Origin of the sequence: Endozoicomonas sp. ALC020, from assembly GCF_049275935.1 — a bacterium.
Lineage (GTDB): Bacteria > Pseudomonadota > Gammaproteobacteria > Pseudomonadales > Endozoicomonadaceae > Endozoicomonas_A.
In genome coordinates this window covers 4028759-4046448 of the sequence record NZ_CP184830.1, presented here as the reverse complement: position 1 = coordinate 4046448, position 17690 = coordinate 4028759, and the positions used below count along the sequence as shown (strand labels likewise).

Here is a 17690-nt window from a genome sequence, read left to right as displayed (position 1 = left end):
TGTCGTAGACCGCCTACGTTGTCTGGCAGAGAAATGCCGATCATAAAACCCTTTTGCCGTTCTCAATGATGAGACACTGGCAGCACTTCCTGTTCAATGCCGTTTAATAGCAGTATTTAAAGCTTCTTAAATTGAACGCAAGCTTAACACCTGTAGTCTTTGAGGGCGAACCCCAGTGAGAGCTGAAGTCTTAATTCCGCTGCACCGGTTAAAAAATGGCTTCCATTCTCCCTGTCCCGAAGAGGGTGTTCCTTGTCAGCCTGTGTTCTCCTGAATGCTATGGGCAGGGTGAAGGACAGCCAAGCCAGCTCCCTGGTTTGGAAGAGATTATTGTAGATTAGAGGGACTTATTCGCAATTTAGTTAGCTTCACTTACCTTAATGTTATGAACTTTCATTCTAAAACCGTTTCCAACCTTCATTAATCAATTTTGAAAAGCCTCTCAAGGAGAGAATACAAACTGACTGCGGAGTAACCAGACATGTTTTCCCCTGTAGAAAGAAATCCCAGCATTAACGATTCACTCTCACATACACTTAAGCAATCCCGATCAGAGGAAGCGCCAAGGGGTATAAGTGCAGGTAGGAACGTCACTGTGTGTGACAAAAATGAATCTTTATTCCTCAGTTTGCCCCGCATACCAACATTGATGATTATTGGCCATTTAAATTTTCGAGAGGTCACCGGTTTAGCAATGGTATGCAAACATTTTCACACATTTATTAAAACAAATAAGACTGTGGAAAGAGCCTGGTATCGCCGGTTTCCTTCACCACACCAATATCAACTCAATACCATTGCTACGACAAAAAAAGATGAGGAAAAACTCCGTCATTGGCTGCAGCCGTTCGCATATGAGGACACCATCAAGTCACTTATAGAACAACGAAATATGACTCATTTTCCTGCCGACCTTCTTTTCACCAACAGTAAACTGATGTCTCAATGTGAAAAATTTGAATTAGTGGAAAAAAACAAATTTAGCCATAGTAATACAATCTGCAAGGCTACCTTCAGCGCCGATGGCTACCATCTGGTGAGCACCGGTATGGATAAAAAGGCGATAATCTATGGCCAGAAGATCAATGGGTCATGGGTACAAGAAGCCAAAATCCCCCATGACTGCTGGCTCAGATTCGCCATCTTCAGTCACGATAGTCGTCATGTGGTGAGCGCCGGTATTCATGATGGCAAAGCGAAAATCTGTGGTCAGGGTGACGATGGATCATGGCAAGAAATAGTCACTATTCGCCATAAAGGTGTTGTCCTCTCTGCCACCTTCAGCGCCGATGATCACCTTGTAATGACCGCCAGTTCGGATGGAGTGGTGAAAATCAATGGACAGGAGACCTATGGATCCTGGGAACAAAAAGCCACTATTAACCATAATGGTTCGATCGTGTCAGCCAGTTTAAGCTTCGATGGCGGACATCTGTTAGTTATCGATTCAGATAACACCATAACAATCTATGGTCAGGAAGAGGATGGATCATGGAAAGTAAAAACCGCCATTCACCATGAGGATAATGTCCGCTCTGCCACCTTCAGCACGGATGGCCACCATCTGGCAACCGCCAGCGTGGATGGTACGGCAAAAATCTATGACCTGCTGGACGATGGATCATGGAAAGCAATAACCACGATTTCTCATCGTGATAAGGTCTACTCAGCCAACTTCAGTAGCGATAGCAACCGTGTGGTGACTGCCAGCGCTGATCGCAAGGCGAAAATCTATGTCCGGAAGGCGCCCGGATCATGGGAAGAAGAAGCCACCATTGAACAACAGGGGGCAGTCACATCAGCTGACTTCAGCGCCGATGGCCGTCATCTAGTGACCGCCAGTGATGATCACACGGCGACAATCTATGGCCAGAAGGCGCCCGGATCATGGGTAAAAAAAACCACCATTACCCACAAGGGCTGGGTCCGATCAGCCACCTTTAGTGCCGATGGTTGCCATGTATTGACGATCGCCAACAAAGACAAAGAGGCTCAAATTTATGGTCTCGGAGGCGATGGGTCCTGGGTCAAAAAAGCCACTATTCGGCGCAAGTCGAGGATCGTGTTAGCCACCATCAGCAGCGATGGCCGACATGTGTTGACCATCAATGCATCTCATCAGCTGAGAATCACTGAACTGCAAAGGAAAGACCAATTACATGTGCCTTAAGGACATTGCAAGCAAAATGGGTGGACATAAGAACGTCTGCTGGAATGGGCAAAAAATCCGGGTCCCACCTTAATCCCTGTATTCAACTTTCAACAATAAGCATTTACGTTGACTCCAAGAAGTGGAACACTAAGATTATATTCTGAAGTTATTTATCCGATAACTGACGTTTAGATGGATGTACAGAAAGATCTTCGGGACTGTAGCCACAAATTGAAATGCTTTAGCCAATCAATGCCTATAGTCTAAGAACAATTTAAACAAAGATGCTTTCAATGAGTTACCTGACATTCAACTTCAATCTGGGTGAAACCAATGATCTGCTGAGAGAGCAGGTCAGGCAGTTTTGCGATCATGAAATTGCTCCGCTTGCACAGGAAATCGACAGGAGCAACCAGTTCCCCATGAACCTCTGGCAGAAGTTCGGAGAGATGGGTTTGCTCGGTATAACAGCAGAAGAAGAGTTTGGCGGTTCTGGCATGGGTTATCTCGCGCATGTCATCGCTATGGAAGAGATCAGCCGCGCTTCCGCCTCCGTTGCACTCAGTTATGGCGCACACTCCAATCTGTGCGTAAACCAGATCAGTTGCAACGGCAACTTAGAACAGAAGCGGAAATACCTTCCCAAGTTGATTAGTGGTGAGCACATCGGCGCGCTGGCCATGAGCGAGCCCAACGCAGGGTCTGATGTTATCAGTATGAAACTGAAAGCCGAAAAAAAAGGCGACAGATATATTCTGAATGGCAATAAAATGTGGATCACCAATGGCCCTGATGCCCACACCTACATCATTTATGCCAAAACCGAACCCGGAAAAGGCTCCCGGGGAATCACCGCATTCATCGTTGAACGAGACTCCAGGGGTTTCTCTCGCGCTCAAAAACTGGACAAACTGGGCATGAGAGGCTCGAACACCTGTGAGCTGGTGTTTGAAGATTGCGAAGTGCCTGCAGAAAATGTACTGGGCAACGTCAATGAAGGGGTAGCTGTACTCATGAGTGGTCTGGACTATGAAAGGGTCGTTCTGTCCGGTGGCCCGACCGGCATTATGCAAGCCTGTATGGATATCGTGATCCCCTACATCCACGATCGTAAACAGTTTGGCAAATCCATTGGTGAATTTCAGTTGATTCAGAGCAAAGTGGCTGACATGTACAGCCAGATGAATGCCAGTAAAGCTTACCTTTATGCGGTTGCAGCAGCCTGCGATCGTGGTGAAAGTACCCGAAAAGACGCAGCCGGTGTCATTCTTTATTGTGCTGAGCGAGCTACTCAGATGGCACTGGACGCCATTCAGATTCTGGGAGGCAATGGCTACATCAATGAATACCCGACAGGTCGCCTGCTCAGAGACGCCAAACTTTATGAGATAGGTGCTGGTACATCAGAAATCCGTCGTATGCTGATTGGCAGGGAGCTGTTCCAGGAGTCATGCTAACAGCGACACGCAGTATTGCCCCTTCAGGGAACCATGCTGCCATAACAAGAATAATAAGCTCTCAAACAGCCATGGCCTTGGCATGCTGGATGTGATCTGACCTCTATCGCAACGCTGCAAGACTATGTGCAAACGAAACGGCTTCATCAGAGGCGATCAATATGCCCGTATTATCTTCAAAAGTGGCACCCGACAGTCCCGAATTCCACAAGAACCGGCGACATATGCAGGCCCTGGTAGACCAGATCAATACACGCTTTGAGACCATTGCCCGGGGCGGCAGTCAAAGATCCAGAGAAAACCATATTGCCCGAGGTAAACTATTAGCCAGGGATCGTATTGCCCAGTTGCTTGATCCCAATTCTCCCTTTCTTGAAATAGGCCGTTTTGCTGCCACAGACATCTATGATAATGACGCTCCCTGCGCCGGTGTTGTTGCAGGTATAGGTTTTGTTGCTGGCATCGAATGTATGATCCTGGCCAACGATGCTACTGTGAAAGGCGGCAGCTACTTCCCGCTTACAGTAAAAAAGCACCTGCGCGCCCAAACCATAGCTGAACAAAATCATCTTCCCTGCATTTACCTGGTGGATTCCGGAGGGGCCAACCTTCCCTATCAGGATGAAGTATTTCCAGACAGAGAACACTTCGGTCGCATCTTCTTTAACCAGGCCAATATGTCTGCCAAAGGAATCCCCCAGATTGCAGCGGTTATGGGCTCCTGTACGGCGGGAGGAGCCTATGTGCCGGCTATGGCAGACGAAACCATTATCGTCAGAAATCAGGGCACCATTTTTCTGGCAGGACCACCGCTGGTCAAAGCCGCTACCGGTGAAGAGGTCACGGCAGAAGAACTGGGTGGAGCCAGAGTTCATTGTGAACAATCCGGGGTGGCTGACCACATGGCCGAAAATGATGCCCATGCGCTTGAACTTGTGAGACACGCCATTGGCAGATTGAACAAAAAGAAAAAACACTCCGTTGCATTAGAAAAGCCTGTTCCTCCAGTCTATGATCCTGGCGAGCTCTATGGCCTTATCCCTTCTGATCTGAAACAGAATTATGACGTTCGAGAAGTCATTGCCCGAATCGTCGATGGCTCCGAATTTGATGAATTCAAGGCCCGCTATGGCAACACTCTGGTCTGCGGCTTTGCCAGAATTCATGGTCACCCGGTCGGTATTTTGGCTAACAACGGTGTTCTTTTCTCGGAATCAGCCCAAAAAGGGGCTCACTTTATTGAATTATGCTGTCAAAGACGTATACCTTTGATTTTCCTGCAAAACATCACAGGCTTTATGGTGGGTTCAAAATATGAAGCTGGAGGCATAGCGAAAGACGGCGCCAAAATGGTGAATGCAGTAGCCTGTGCAACCGTGCCAAAGCTCACCGTCATCATTGGCGGCAGTTTTGGTGCTGGCAACTACGGTATGTGTGGCCGGGCTTATGATCCAAGATTTCTATGGACCTGGCCCAATGCAAGAATTTCGGTCATGGGCGGTGAACAGGCCGCCGAAGTTCTGGCCCAGGTTAAAAAAGACAGCCTGGCCCGAAAAGGAAAAACTCTTTCTGCTGACGAAGAGGCCGCCATAAAAACACCGGTCATCGAAACCTATGACCAAAAGGGCAACCCGATTTATGCCAGTGCCCGGCTCTGGGACGACGGCATTATTGACCCCGTCAATACCCGTGACATTCTGGGACAGAGCCTTTCTGCAACCCTCAATGCGCCCATTGAAGAGACTCGCTTCGGCGTGTTCAGAATGTGAGCCAGGGAAGTAATACCATGAGCAACTCTCTCATTATCGAAACCAGCGGCAATGGTGTTGCCACCATTACCATGAATCGTCCGGAAGTGGGTAATGCCTTTAATGCCGAACTGATCAGCGAACTGATTGATGCCCTGAAACAGCTGTCTGGCGAAGAGACTCGACTCCTGCAACTGAGGGGCTCCGGCAAACATTTTTCTGCCGGAGGTGACCTTAACTGGATGAAGAACGCCATTCATCTCAGTGAGCAGGAAAACTACGACGACGCACGCACACTATCAGAACTGCTCTACACCCTGAATCACTTTCCTGCACCAACTATGGCGGTGGTTCAGGGTGCTGCATTCGGTGGTGCCATAGGACTGATTTGTGCCTGTGATATCGCAGTTGGCGCTGACAACACCCGATTCAGCCTGAGTGAGGTCAGGATTGGCCTGATTCCAGCCGTCATCAGCGCATACGTTGTCCAGGCCATTGGCACCCGTCAAGCTCGTCGTTACTTCCTCAGTGCGGAAGTCTTTTCCGGAGAAAAAGCACTTGAGTTGGAATTGCTGCATGAACTGGCGCCTGAATCAGAACTTGATGCCAAAGCCGATGAACTGACCCAACAGCTTCTGGGGAATGCTCCGGCAGCGACCCGACTGGCAAAAAGCATGCTGCACAGTGTTCATAACAGGCCCATTGATGATGAATTTGTTGAACTGGCTTGCCGGGAGATAGCCCGGATCAGAGTTTCTCCGGAAGGTCAGGAAGGTCTGGCATCATTCCTTGAAAAACGCAAACCTTCATGGAGACAGCCATGAGCAAGAACACAGCCATGAACTCGGACAACAGTCTCCAGAATGTAAAGCATTTCCATAAAATCCTCATTGCCAACCGGGGTGAAATCGCCTGCAGGGTAATAAGAACCGCCAGAAAACTGGGAGTCAGAACAGTCGCAGTCTACTCTGATGCGGATTACCAGGCCCTTCACAAAACCCTGGCCGATGAGGCTTATTATATTGGCCCTTCACCTGCACAGAAAAGCTACCTGTGCAGCGACAAACTGATTGAAGTAGCAAAACAATCCGGTGCCCAGGCAGTACATCCCGGCTATGGGTTTCTGTCTGAGAATGCCGACTTTGCCCTCGCCTGTCATGACGCCGGTATTCACTTCATTGGACCCGGGCACGAAGCCATCAGAGCAATGGGTTCAAAAAGTGAAGCCAAAACCCTGATGGAAAAAGCCGGTGTTCCTATTTGTCCCGGTTACCACGGTTACGATCAGTCTGATGAAACCCTGAACCTGGAGGCGGAGCGCATCGGTTACCCCCTGATGGTCAAAGCCGCCCTGGGTGGCGGCGGCAAGGGCATGAGAATTATTGAGCATCACGACCAGTTACAGGAAGGCCTTCAGGCGGCCCGAAGAGAGGCCCTGAAAAGTTTTGCCGATGACCACTTACTTCTGGAGTCGTATATCACCCAACCTCGCCATGTAGAAGTTCAGATCTTTTTCGATCATAACAATGAAGGTGTTTATCTCTTCGATCGTGACTGCTCCTTGCAGCGACGTCATCAGAAAGTCATCGAAGAAGCCCCCGCACCTGATCTTTCCGATGCCATGCGAAAAAGTATGGGAGAGGCAGCAGTCTCAGCGGGTAAGGCGATACAGTATCGCGGAGCCGGTACGGTTGAGTTCCTGGTCGACGGTGAACGTTTCTACTTTATGGAAATGAATACACGACTTCAGGTCGAGCATCCGGTCACTGAGGCAATTACCGGACAGGATCTGGTTGAATGGCAACTGGCTATTGCCGCAGGTGCATCCTTACCTCTGACTCAGGATCAGCTGCAATGTCATGGTCATGCCTTTGAAGCTCGCATTTATGCCGAAAGCCCCGATCATGATTTTTTACCCTCTTCAGGGAAAATCATGAACTTGCAATGGCCTCAGGCAGTAGATCACGTCCGCATCGATACAGGTATACGACAGGGAGAATATATTTCCAGTCACTATGATCCGATGCTGGCAAAACTGGTAGTCTGGGCTGAAAATCGTGAATCTGCTATTGATAAAATGTCCCGGGCTTTGTCTGACTATCAACAGGCTGGCTTAAGTGATAACCGTGATTTTCTGCTGCATCTGATCAATGAGCCCGCTTTCAGAGAAGCTGGATTATCCACACATTTTATTGATCAACATCCACCTCAGATAGAGCTGGATCATGATCAACTAAGAATGTCGTTGATTGCAGGAGCCCTTTATCAATTCCATCAATCTCAATACGAGGGGTCGTTACCGGCTGCTTCAGCACCGTCTCTAATGACTCTCTTTCTGAACCAACAACCCTATCTGATTTCACTGGAAAAAGTGTCTGAAGGATTCAGGGTGAGTCTGCCTGATGGCTATTGTCAGGCTGATATCCACTGGTATGAGGCAGAGTCTGGTTGTTTGTCGGGACAACTGTTGATTGGCGATCACACAGAGTTCTCTTCGACACAATTAACATCACAATGTCGTGTGCTTCCCCTACCGGAAGCCAGACTGAAAATATTCTTCCCGCACTTCAGTGTCGAGCTGTGTCTTTCAGGACAATGCCTGACCGCTCACGATGATTCTGAAGCCATGTCAGCACCAATGAACGGAACCGTCAGCTCTGTCATGGTCTCAGAGGGACAGCAGGTCAATGCCGGAGCCCCTTTAATGGTTATGGAAGCCATGAAAATGGAACATACCATTCATGCTCCCTGCGGCGGAATGATTGAGTCGATCTTTTACAAGGAAGGCGACCGAGTGGACGCTGGTTCTTCACTCATGAGTTTTCAGGAAGCCTTGAGCAAGGGTACAAAGGAAAACGAAAATGCTGCCTGAATCTGTCCGCATTGTTGAAGTTGGACCCCGTGACGGGCTGCAGAATCTGCCAACGCCAGCGTCTTCAGAAACCCGGGTAGAACTGGTCAACTTACTGTCTCAGTCTGGTCTTGAGCACATTGAAACCGGCAGTTTCGTTTCCTCCAACTATGTTCCCCAGATGGCGGGCTCGGATCAGGTATTCCAGACCATTAAGCGACAAAGTAACGTTGTTTACACGGCTTTGACCCCCAACCTCAGGGGGATGGAAGATGCCCTGAAGGCAGGAGCGGACGAGGCCGCAGTGTTTGCCTCAGCTTCCGAAGGTTTCAGTCAGAAAAATATTAACTGCTCCATTGCCGAGAGCCTTAAACGTTTTGAACCGGTTATGGAGTTGGCCAGAGAGAATAATATGCTTGTCAGAGGCTATGTTTCTTGCATTATCAGTTGTCCTTATGATGGCGCAACCTCACCCCGGCAAGTGGCTGAAGTGACCAAAGCGCTCTATCAAATGGGATGTTACGAAGTATCCCTTGGAGATACCCTGGGTACAGGAACACCTCTTCGGGTTAAAAGAGTTCTGGAAGCCTGTTGTCGTGAAGTGTCTATCAAACACCTTGCTGCTCACTATCACAATACTTATGGACAGGCATTAGCCAATATTTACGCATCCCTTGAGGAAGGTCTGGCGGTTGTGGATTCGGCGGTTGCAGGTCTGGGCGGCTGCCCCTATGCACCGGGGGCCTCTGGCAATGTTGCGACCGAAGATGTGCTCTATCTAATGGAAGGTCTGAACATCAAAACCGGCGTGCGGATGGACAAGCTTTTGGAGGCCGCTGCCTTCATCTGTCATCAACTGGGTATTCGTTCTCACTCGAACACTGGACTGGCTTTAAAAAAAATAAAACAGGATCGCATATGACGCAGCTCTGGACACCTGACGAGAACCGGATTCAAACATCAAATCTTCATACATTCATTCAGTCTGTCAATGACAGTACCGTTCAGCAGCTGACTGACTACCACTCCCTCTATGACTGGAGTGTCAGTGATCGCTATGCTTTCTGGGAAAACCTGGCAAAATTTGTCGATATTCACTTTCACTCCCCACCCTCTGCCATCTGCAACCATGATCAAATGCCGGGAGCAGAGTGGTTCCCGGACTCGACTCTCAACTATGCAGAACACATGCTGCGACATGGCAAAGATGCTGAGAAGGCTACAAAAGATGCGCTGGTTTTCAGACGCGAAGACAGCCACCGTACCACCTTGAGTTGTGGCGAACTGACTAAAGCGGTCGCGGCAGCTCAGGCAGGACTGAAAGCGGCAGGGGTCAGCAAAGGAGACAGAGTTGCAGCTTTTATGCCCAACTGCCCTGAAACCCTGATCATGATGCTGGCTACTACCGCCCTGGGAGCTATCTGGTCGTCCTGTTCGCCAGACTTCGGTATTCAGGGCGTTCTGGACCGTTTTGGGCAAATCACACCAAAAGTACTGCTCAGTATTGATGGCTATTTTTATAATGGTAAGCCGATTCAGTGTCTGGAAAAGGTTCAATCCCTTCAGGCACAGATCCCTTCTATCGAACAAACCGTCATTGTGCCATTCCTGAGCGGTGATGCCGATATCAGTTCCCGAACCTCATCGGTCTTATACGACGATTTTATTATTCAAGACATTGATACACCTGAGTTTGTAGCGGTGGACTTTAATCATCCTCTGTTCATTATGTACTCTTCAGGCACGACCGGAGCACCAAAGTGCATCGTGCATGGACATGGCGGAACCCTTCTGCAACACCTGAAGGAATTGTCTTTACACACGAATTTAAAACCCGAAGACATTATCTTCTACTTCTCTACTTGCGGCTGGATGATGTGGAACTGGCTGGTTTCCTCTCTTGCTTTGGGTGCCACTGTCGTTCTTTATGATGGTTCCCCTTTCTATCCCGAACCGCGAAGTCTTATAGATATGGCGGAAGAAGAAGGCATCACTGTTTTTGGCACCAGTGCAAAATACATTGCGGCATTGGAAAAAGCCGGGGTTAAGCCTGCTGAATCTCACTCTTTACCAAGGCTGAAGACTATTCTGTCTACGGGCTCTCCTCTGCTTCACGAGAGCTTTGATTACGTATACCGGCACATCAAAAAAGATCTGTGCCTGTCTTCTATTTCTGGTGGCACCGATATCATCTCCTGCTTTGCTCTGGGCTGCCCTGCCTTACCAGTTAATAAAGGGGAGATTCAGTGCCGCGGACTGGGAATGGACGTTCAGTTTGTCAGCCCTGAAGGCAAGCCTCTGTTGGAAGAGAAGGGTGAACTGACCTGTCAGAGCAGTTTTCCATCCATGCCCAATGGATTCTGGAATGATCCCGAAAATAAAAACTATCACAAAGCCTATTTCAGCCAGTTCCCGGGTGTCTGGGCCCATGGAGACTTTGGTGAGCTGACAGAAAATAAGGGGGTGATCATTCACGGTCGGGCAGATGCTGTCCTGAATCCGGGTGGCGTAAGAATCGGGACTGCGGAAATTTACCGACAGGTTGAAAGGGTAGAGCAGGTGCTTGAGAGCATTGCCATTGGTCAGGAGTGGAAAGGCGATATCAGGGTTGTTCTGTTTGTTAAGTTACGAGATGGTGCCACACTGGATGACGAACTTATCCACGAAATTAAAAAGGCCATTCGAGACAATACAACGCCCCGTCATGTGCCTGCGGTTGTACTACAGACACCGGATATTCCCAGGACCATCAATGGCAAGATTGTTGAGCTGGCCGTTAGGGATGTTGTCCATGACAAACCAGTTGCCAATGTCGAAGCCCTGGCGAACCCGGAAGCTTTAGAGTATTTCCGAAAGCGACCAGAACTTCAGGATTAAGGGGTTGTCGCCCTTGAGGCAGCAGTTTGTCAATGCGCTTTGGAAACCTCCCGATCGACAGGAGCGCCCACCACAAACTGATACAGATTTTCGTAGGATTCTCAAGTATGGGTTCCAAAAAGAGGATCTGGAGTCTCTTTCAAAGCCTCACTTACCTGCTTAAGGTCTTCCTCCGTCAGAATCGCTTTTATCGCCGGGATTAAAACCCTGTTTTCTTTCTTTATGTGAGCCCTTTGCAACTCAACGTATTTTTGATATTCCGCCAACAGCTGATTGACCGGGATAACCTGATCCATAGCCAGAGCATTGAAGCGCTCTATCAAACTGGTGGTTAACTGACGTATTTCTTTATGTTCAGCCTCTACTTCTGCCATAAGATTGCGCTGGCTGGCATCAGTCAGTCTCGGACGGAGACGGGATAGCAATCGGGATTTCAGTGGGTGATGGAAGCTGTCCGGATAATTATGCAGGTAATCCAGAACATCGAGGATCAGTCAGACTTTGGGTGTACGCTGACTGTCATCTTTGTATCCGGCGTGATCCAAACAATCGAGCAGCCGCAAAAGGTGCTCATGATCCTTCACAAGTCTATTGATCGGCAGCGACATAGCACACTCCCTCCCTTGTTCTTCTTAATTATGAAATGCCAGCTCTGAAAGAAAACTTAAGGGATCTTCAAGACATTCAGACATTTCAGCCCGGGGCTCGAGAATAGACAGCCCTCTATGGAGTCAAGTGAATAAAAACCCTCTCACATTCTGAAAGCTGGATCTATTCTATTTACAGAATATTTCCGAAGGGTTGCTCCAATGCCTTATTTTGCCACTATTCAAGTCAACCTGCTCAACAACCATTTGAGCAGGTTCGCAGAATAACTGCAGTCAGCCGTAATCCAGAAGTTCTTGAGTCAAAGGAGTTGTTGGAGTTTTTGCGACAGCCTCTTCATACGGAGACTGAATTCCCGTAACCTTAAAAAGGTAATGGTTTCACTCTGAACAATAAAAGTAATGAACTGTAAGGAGCCCTGACATGAGTGCTCAAATCAACCATTTCATCGCCGGCTTGCCCTCTGCACCCAGCGCACGACAGTTACCCGTTTTTAACCCTGCTACCGGACAGCAGGAAGCTTCTGTTTCTCTGGCCAGTGCCATGGAGGTCGAGGTTGCTATAGCCACAGCCAAACAGGCTTTTGAGCAATGGCGAAATGTCACCCCACTAAATCGCGCAAGACTTCTCTTCAAATACAGGGAACTGGTTGAAAGACACCGTAATGAGCTGGCTGAAATGCTGACCAGAGAACATGGAAAAGTTCTGGAAGATGCTCATGGCGATATTACCCGTGGATTGGAAGTCGTAGAATTCGCTTGTGGTATTCCTCACCTGCTGAAAGGGGAATACACAGAAAATGTGGGAACTGATGTGGATGCCTGGTCCGTCAGCCAACCCTTGGGCGTAGTGGCCGGAATCACACCTTTTAACTTCCCGGCCATGGTTCCCATGTGGATGTTCCCCCTGGCCATTGCCTGCGGTAACACGTTTATTCTCAAACCTTCAGAAAAAGACCCCTCAGTTCCTTTCCGTCTGGCCGAGTTGATGAAAGAAGCCGGTCTTCCCGATGGTGTTTTGAATGTGGTCAATGGTGATAAGGAAGCTGTTGATACTATCCTCGCCTCAAGGGATGTTCAGGCCGTCAGTTTTGTTGGCTCTACAGCTGTTGCTGAGTATATCTATCAGAAAGGCTGCCACCACGGAAAGCGCGTTCAGGCTCTGGGTGGAGCCAAAAACCACATGGTTATTATGCCAGATGCTGATCTTGATCAGGCCGTTGATGCACTGATAGGTGCTGCCTATGGTTCTGCGGGCGAACGCTGTATGGCTATTTCTGTTGCAGTTGCTGTGGGTGATGTAGCGGATGCACTGATTGAACGCCTGACTCCGAGAGTGAAAGCCTTGAAGGTGGGTAACGGTCTGATGTCTGGTATTGAACTGGGTCCACTCATCAGCCAGGAGCACCGCAGCAAGGTATCAGGTTATGTGGATGCCGGTATTGCCCAGGGTGCCAAACTGGTCGTGGACGGCAGAAATTTTTCCGTTGAGGGCCACGAAGAGGGTTACTTTCTGGGCGGCTGCCTGTTCGACAATGTTACCACCGATATGTCCATTTACCGGGAAGAGATATTCGGACCGGTACTGTCGATAGTACGAGTGCCTGATTATGAGACAGCGGTCACCCTGATCAATGATCATGAATACGGCAACGGTGCTGCCATATTCACTCGTGATGGCAACAGTGCCCGACAGTTTGCCCATGACATCCAGATCGGCATGGTCGGTATTAATGTACCCATTCCAGTCCCAATGTCATTCCACAGCTTTGGCGGCTGGAAGCGGTCTCTGTTTGGTCCACTGCATATGCACGGCATGGAAGGTGTGAAGTTTTATACACGTCGCAAAGCTATTACTTCTCGTTGGCCAATCGGAATCAGACCAGGCGCAGAGTTTGTCATTCCTACCATGAAATGAATAGCCACTGAACATTAGAAGCTGGCACACAGCAGAATCAGTTGTCAGAGACAACAGGAGCGGCCGGTCATCAAGATCTTCTTAAAAACATAGCAATATGGGGGATACCATCTTCCTCATAGATGTCACCTTCAGCTTTAAAGCCATAAGCGCCATAAAATGTTTGAAGGTGAGCCTGACCACTGAGATAAAGATCATACTCAGGAAAGAGTTCGGTGGCTTTTTCTACCGCTCGTTTCATCAACTCTTTGCCCAACCCGCCACCACGGTAAGAGTATGTAGTGATAACACGACCAATAGCCACAACAGATTCGGGGGAGGATGGGGGTATAATCCTCAGATAGGCCGCAAGATTATTTTCACCTTCCCTCCAGCCTGATAAGTGCAGACACCTTTGATCAACCCCATCCGCATCGTGATAAGGGCAATCCTGCTCAACGATAAAGACATCCTGACGGGCTTTAAGAATGCTATATACTTCCTGCCCGGTAAGTTCTTCAAACCTGGACCATTGCCAATTAATCAAACCCGAATCCAACCCAAAATCAATCAACCTGTGTGTGAATATCTATTCACTGTTAAGTAACGAGCTACCCAACAGAGTATCCTGCTCGCCGGACCATCTCTCAAGAATTAAAAACAAAAAACTCTGGCTTCCAAAAGCAAACCAGAGTTTTCGGTTCAGATAACCTTAAATCAGATTTCAGACAGCATTTCAGCAGCAGATCTGTAGGTCAGGTTTTGTACCTGAGCAACGCTCTCACAGGTCACTATGCCTTTGCAGACGTTAAGACCTTCCAGCAGGTGTGAATTATCCTCAAGAGCTTTACGAGTCCCCTTATTGGCAATGTCCAGAACATATGGCAGCGTTGCATTTGTCAGTGCCACTGTAGAAGTTCTTGCCACGGCACCTGGCATGTTGGCCACACAGTAGTGAACAACACCATCCACGATGAAGGTAGGATCATCATGGGTGGTGGGTCTGGACGTTTCAACACAACCACCCTGATCAATAGCAACATCAACAATAACAGAGCCACGCTTCATTCTGCTGACAAGATCTCTGGTCACCAATTTGGGTGCGGCAGCACCTGGCAGCAGAACTCCGCCTACCAGCAGATCAGCTGTCAGTACATGCTCTTCAATAGAATGATGAGTAGAAAACACGGTTTTAATACGGTTGCCATAGCGGGCGTCAAGCTGTCTGAGAGTGTCCACAGAGCGATCCAGAATAACAGCGTCTGCCCCCATGCCAACAGCCATAGCTGCAGCATTTTGACCAACAACACCGCCACCGATAATGACAACCTTCGCAGGATCTACACCCGGAACACCGCCCATGAGTACGCCACGACCTGACTGGGACTTCTCGAGACAGTGGGCGCCAGCCTGAATAGACATACGACCAGCGACTTCTGACATGGGTGCCAGCAAAGGCAGACGACCATTAGCATCTGTTACAGTCTCATAAGCAATGCAGGTAGCTCCTGATTCAATCAGATCCTGAGTTTGAGGAACGTCTGGCGCCAGATGAAGGTAAGTAAAGAGAGTATGGTGAGGACGCAGCCTTGCTCTTTCAATAGCCTGAGGTTCCTTGACCTTAACAATCAGCTCAGCCTTTTTGAAAACTGCCTCGGCACTTTTAACAACAGTAGCTCCGGCATTCTCATAACAATCATCGGTGAAACCAATACCTGCTCCGGCATTCATTTCAACCATAACTTCATGTCCCTGTGCCACGAGTTCCTTAACTGCAGCGGGTGTCAACCCGACTCGATACTCATGATTTTTTATTTCTTTCGGCACACCTACCAGCATATATTCCCCCAGCCCAAGCTTTATCTACGCTTATAAACTAGTATAAGATCCTCGGTTTAGTGAATTATTTTTATTTGAAATTTTTTTCAGAATATTCAACCAAAAAAACTAACACTACAAATAAAATCACCAACTCCAGAAATTTTCAGGCAATCAACTGCCTCACCGCAAGCGAAGAGGAAAAAGACTCCCAGGGGTTAGTCAATAGAAACAATAAAGAGGCTTTAAAGATTGGAGAAAGCACGTACCAAGTCAAAGAAACGAAACATATTGCTGCTATTCTGGTTTCGAATTTCAGTGAGACCTTTGTTCGACCAGAACCTGGAATGGATGATCTGGATAGTAGAGAGTCACTTTATGGAGCCAATAGTTGGAGGCTAACGTGCCCGACACCATTTTTATGCTTGAATATCTCAACCGGGTTGGCGTAGACATCAAGCAGTTTACTGATCAGAAAGCCCTGGCGGCGGAATACTTCAGAAGAATTTACAGAGTCGACCCCAGAGAAAAGATCATTGACCGTGATGGAAAGCCCATTGGTAAAGCCAGCAATCCAAGACATCTGCACTGATTTCTGGTTTATTACTCAGAAAAACGCCACAACTTGTAAAGAAACGCTTGAGACATAGCTTTTCTATCTTGCTTGGCTATAAAATGCCCCTATGAATATTATCATCTGGATGCTACTTGGAGCAGCTTTTGCCTGGTACTGGGCTGATACAACAAAAGCAAGAGAGATCGCGATCATGCATGGCAGACGTGCCTGCAAGGAAATGAACTTACAGCTTCTTGATGGGACAGTGGTTCGTTATTCTACACGTTTCAAGCGCAGTCCAGACGGTCAGATGCGCCTTGCCAGAGATTTCAGTTTTGAATTTACACCCGATGGGATTCAGCGTTACCCGGGTCATATACGCTTGCTCGGTCAATACTTGCAGGTAGTGAATTTGCAATACACTAACCCTGAAGAACAGCAAACTTCGAATCTGATCATGTCTACAGAGTATTCAGAGGATACTCAGCCCAAGAATAACAACCCATCTGATGCAGTTGATCTGACAAACTACCAGGACACGAAGCCCTAGTACATCGTTTTAGCCCAAACATTCATACCCAATATACAAATGATTAACGAGCCGATGGCAATTTCTGTCCTGTGATAGAGTTTGCCCTCCCCCTTTGAACCGAGGTTAAAATAAATGGCCTATGCCAAAGATCTGAAGAAAGGTCAGATTGTTCAAATAGAAAACCAGTATTGCATCGTCCGACAGCAGGAGACCAAGAGTCCATCCGCTCGCGGTGCCTCAACCCTCTACAAGTTTCGTTTCAGCTCCATTCCCGGTGGCCAGAAGCTGGAGATGACCTGCACAGGTGACGATCAGTTTGCTGATGTCGACTCACTCCGCCGAACAGTTTCACTTCTATATCGTGAAGGTGATGAGTTTACCTTTATGGACAGTGAGGACTACAGCCAATATCTGGTTAACTCAAGCACCATTCAAGAGCAACTTCCCTATATGTCTGATGGCATGGAAGGACTGATCGCGCTCCTGGTCGATGGTCAGTTACTGGCTATTGAACTACCGTCATCTATCGCTCTGGAAATTATCGATACCTCTCCCGCTATTAAAGGTGCTTCTGCAGCTGCTCGAACCAAAACAGCACGATTGACTACCGGTCTTGAAGTTCAGGTTCCAGAATACCTGAGTACCGGAGAAATCATCAAGATTAATACAGAGACAGGCAAATTCATGTCCAGAGCATAAAGTCGGATCATACCTTTTTGGCTCTTCAAACCTTCTGCGATTTAAACCTTCAACAGTGCACTTGAGTGCGCTGTTAAAAACGATCGCCATTGGAGTCAATACATTCGCTCGGTCACCTAATGTCAGGGCATTATGACCAGATAGTATTGGTCATTCACAGCCCAGAGCCTGCAAAAGGGTCAAGATAGCAACCCCGTGGCCGATAAGGTCAGATACCAGAGTTTTCTTGTAGATTTCATAGTTCAAGGAAAAAACCAGTAATAAGTGAAATAAATACGAAGGAATATAACTAACTATATGGTCCCAATACACAACGAATGGATAACGAGGTGTTTTTCTCTTTTTGTACCATTCATCACGGCCATCCTGAGAAATTATTTCACAATATAATAACGAAAAAACATATATATTATGTCGCTATATTGAGCAGGAAATTCAAGGCACTTCAGCCTGAACATGCTTAACTGAATAGTAGGGGTTTTTCTATTGCCAGCATGT

General features: G+C 48.0%; 14 protein-coding genes. 11 read left to right on the top strand and 3 right to left on the bottom strand.

Translation table 11 applies throughout. The features are described from left to right. Positions 1–595 precede the first annotated feature (595 nt). The 7 genes from ACOJUO_RS15155 to ACOJUO_RS15125 all read left to right on the top strand — a co-directional run bounded on the left by ACOJUO_RS15155 (position 596) and on the right by ACOJUO_RS15125 (position 11085). Positions 596–2170, top strand: a complete 1575-nt coding sequence (locus ACOJUO_RS15155; protein WP_422137406.1) for an F-box/WD repeat-containing protein — start codon at positions 596–598, stop codon at positions 2168–2170. A gap of 275 nt (positions 2171–2445) precedes the next feature. Continuing rightward, complete coding sequence (locus tag ACOJUO_RS15150; protein WP_422137405.1) at positions 2446–3609, top strand: isovaleryl-CoA dehydrogenase; 1164 nt, start codon at positions 2446–2448, stop codon at positions 3607–3609. A 161-nt stretch (positions 3610–3770) separates the two neighbouring features. Beyond that, positions 3771–5378, top strand: coding sequence for a carboxyl transferase domain-containing protein (locus tag ACOJUO_RS15145; RefSeq protein WP_422132862.1), 1608 nt, complete (start codon positions 3771–3773; stop codon positions 5376–5378). A 17-nt stretch (positions 5379–5395) separates the two neighbouring features. Then, complete coding sequence (locus ACOJUO_RS15140) at positions 5396–6181, top strand: enoyl-CoA hydratase-related protein (RefSeq protein WP_422137404.1); 786 nt, start codon at positions 5396–5398, stop codon at positions 6179–6181. Continuing rightward, a complete protein-coding gene (locus tag ACOJUO_RS15135; protein WP_422137403.1) occupies positions 6178–8229 on the top strand; it encodes an acetyl/propionyl/methylcrotonyl-CoA carboxylase subunit alpha in 2052 nt (683 codons plus the stop codon). The genes ACOJUO_RS15140 and ACOJUO_RS15135 overlap by 4 nt, the downstream gene beginning before the upstream one ends. Continuing rightward, positions 8219–9130 carry a hydroxymethylglutaryl-CoA lyase gene (locus ACOJUO_RS15130; RefSeq protein WP_422137402.1) on the top strand — a complete coding sequence of 304 codons (912 nt, stop codon included), beginning with the start codon at positions 8219–8221 and terminating at the stop codon, positions 9128–9130. Before ACOJUO_RS15135 ends, ACOJUO_RS15130 begins: the two co-directional genes overlap by 11 nt. Then, positions 9127–11085 carry an acetoacetate--CoA ligase gene (locus tag ACOJUO_RS15125; RefSeq protein WP_422137401.1) on the top strand — a complete coding sequence of 653 codons (1959 nt, stop codon included), beginning with the start codon at positions 9127–9129 and terminating at the stop codon, positions 11083–11085. Before ACOJUO_RS15130 ends, ACOJUO_RS15125 begins: the two co-directional genes overlap by 4 nt. Positions 11086–11186: 101 nt before the next feature. Here ACOJUO_RS15125 and ACOJUO_RS15120 read toward each other — a convergent pair whose 3' ends face one another. Beyond that, positions 11187–11564 (bottom strand): hemerythrin domain-containing protein, encoded by a 378-nt coding sequence (locus ACOJUO_RS15120; protein WP_422140072.1) that lies wholly within the window; start codon positions 11562–11564, stop codon positions 11187–11189. Positions 11565–12114: 550 nt separating this feature from the next. Between ACOJUO_RS15120 and ACOJUO_RS15115 the strand changes: the two genes are divergently transcribed. After that, the gene (locus ACOJUO_RS15115; RefSeq protein WP_422132857.1) at positions 12115–13608 is read left to right on the top strand and encodes a CoA-acylating methylmalonate-semialdehyde dehydrogenase; all 1494 of its coding nucleotides are present in this window, start codon (positions 12115–12117) and stop codon (positions 13606–13608) included. A gap of 70 nt (positions 13609–13678) precedes the next feature. On the opposite strand, the gene ACOJUO_RS15110 is transcribed toward ACOJUO_RS15115, so the two are convergent. After that, the gene (locus tag ACOJUO_RS15110; RefSeq protein ID WP_422132856.1) at positions 13679–14134 is read right to left on the bottom strand and encodes a GNAT family N-acetyltransferase; all 456 of its coding nucleotides are present in this window, start codon (positions 14132–14134) and stop codon (positions 13679–13681) included. A 170-nt stretch (positions 14135–14304) separates the two neighbouring features. Continuing rightward, positions 14305–15426, bottom strand: coding sequence for an alanine dehydrogenase (gene ald, locus ACOJUO_RS15105; RefSeq protein WP_422137400.1), 1122 nt, complete (start codon positions 15424–15426; stop codon positions 14305–14307). Positions 15427–15808: 382 nt separating this feature from the next. Here ald and ACOJUO_RS15100 point away from each other — a divergent pair, with 382 nt between their 5' ends. The 3 genes from ACOJUO_RS15100 to yeiP all read left to right on the top strand — a co-directional run bounded on the left by ACOJUO_RS15100 (position 15809) and on the right by yeiP (position 17192). After that, on the top strand, positions 15809–15997 hold the full coding sequence (locus ACOJUO_RS15100) for a hypothetical protein (RefSeq protein ID WP_422137399.1): 189 nt from the start codon (positions 15809–15811) through the stop codon (positions 15995–15997). A 91-nt stretch (positions 15998–16088) separates the two neighbouring features. Next, positions 16089–16511, top strand: a complete 423-nt coding sequence (locus ACOJUO_RS15095; protein WP_422132853.1) for a DUF3301 domain-containing protein — start codon at positions 16089–16091, stop codon at positions 16509–16511. 114 nt (positions 16512–16625) lie between these two features. Then, positions 16626–17192 (top strand): elongation factor P-like protein YeiP, encoded by a 567-nt coding sequence (yeiP, locus tag ACOJUO_RS15090; protein ID WP_422137398.1) that lies wholly within the window; start codon positions 16626–16628, stop codon positions 17190–17192. Positions 17193–17690 lie beyond the last annotated feature (498 nt).

Excerpts from the sequence above, each read along its gene's own strand:
- ACOJUO_RS15115 (WP_422132857.1), top strand. The coding sequence starts at position 12,115 with ATGAGTGCTCAAATCAACCATTTCATCGCCGGCTTGCCCTCTGCACCC.
- ACOJUO_RS15125 (WP_422137401.1), top strand. The coding sequence starts at position 9,127 with ATGACGCAGCTCTGGACACCTGACGAGAACCGGATTCAAACATCAAAT.
- ACOJUO_RS15145 (WP_422132862.1), top strand. The coding sequence starts at position 3,771 with ATGCCCGTATTATCTTCAAAAGTGGCACCCGACAGTCCCGAATTCCAC.
- ACOJUO_RS15095 (WP_422132853.1), top strand. The coding sequence starts at position 16,089 with ATGAATATTATCATCTGGATGCTACTTGGAGCAGCTTTTGCCTGGTAC.
- yeiP (WP_422137398.1), top strand. The coding sequence starts at position 16,626 with ATGGCCTATGCCAAAGATCTGAAGAAAGGTCAGATTGTTCAAATAGAA.
- ACOJUO_RS15135 (WP_422137403.1), top strand. The coding sequence starts at position 6,178 with ATGAGCAAGAACACAGCCATGAACTCGGACAACAGTCTCCAGAATGTA.
- ACOJUO_RS15130 (WP_422137402.1), top strand. The coding sequence starts at position 8,219 with ATGCTGCCTGAATCTGTCCGCATTGTTGAAGTTGGACCCCGTGACGGG.
- ACOJUO_RS15150 (WP_422137405.1), top strand. The coding sequence starts at position 2,446 with ATGAGTTACCTGACATTCAACTTCAATCTGGGTGAAACCAATGATCTG.
- ald (WP_422137400.1), bottom strand. The coding sequence starts at position 15,426 with ATGCTGGTAGGTGTGCCGAAAGAAATAAAAAATCATGAGTATCGAGTC.
- ACOJUO_RS15140 (WP_422137404.1), top strand. The coding sequence starts at position 5,396 with ATGAGCAACTCTCTCATTATCGAAACCAGCGGCAATGGTGTTGCCACC.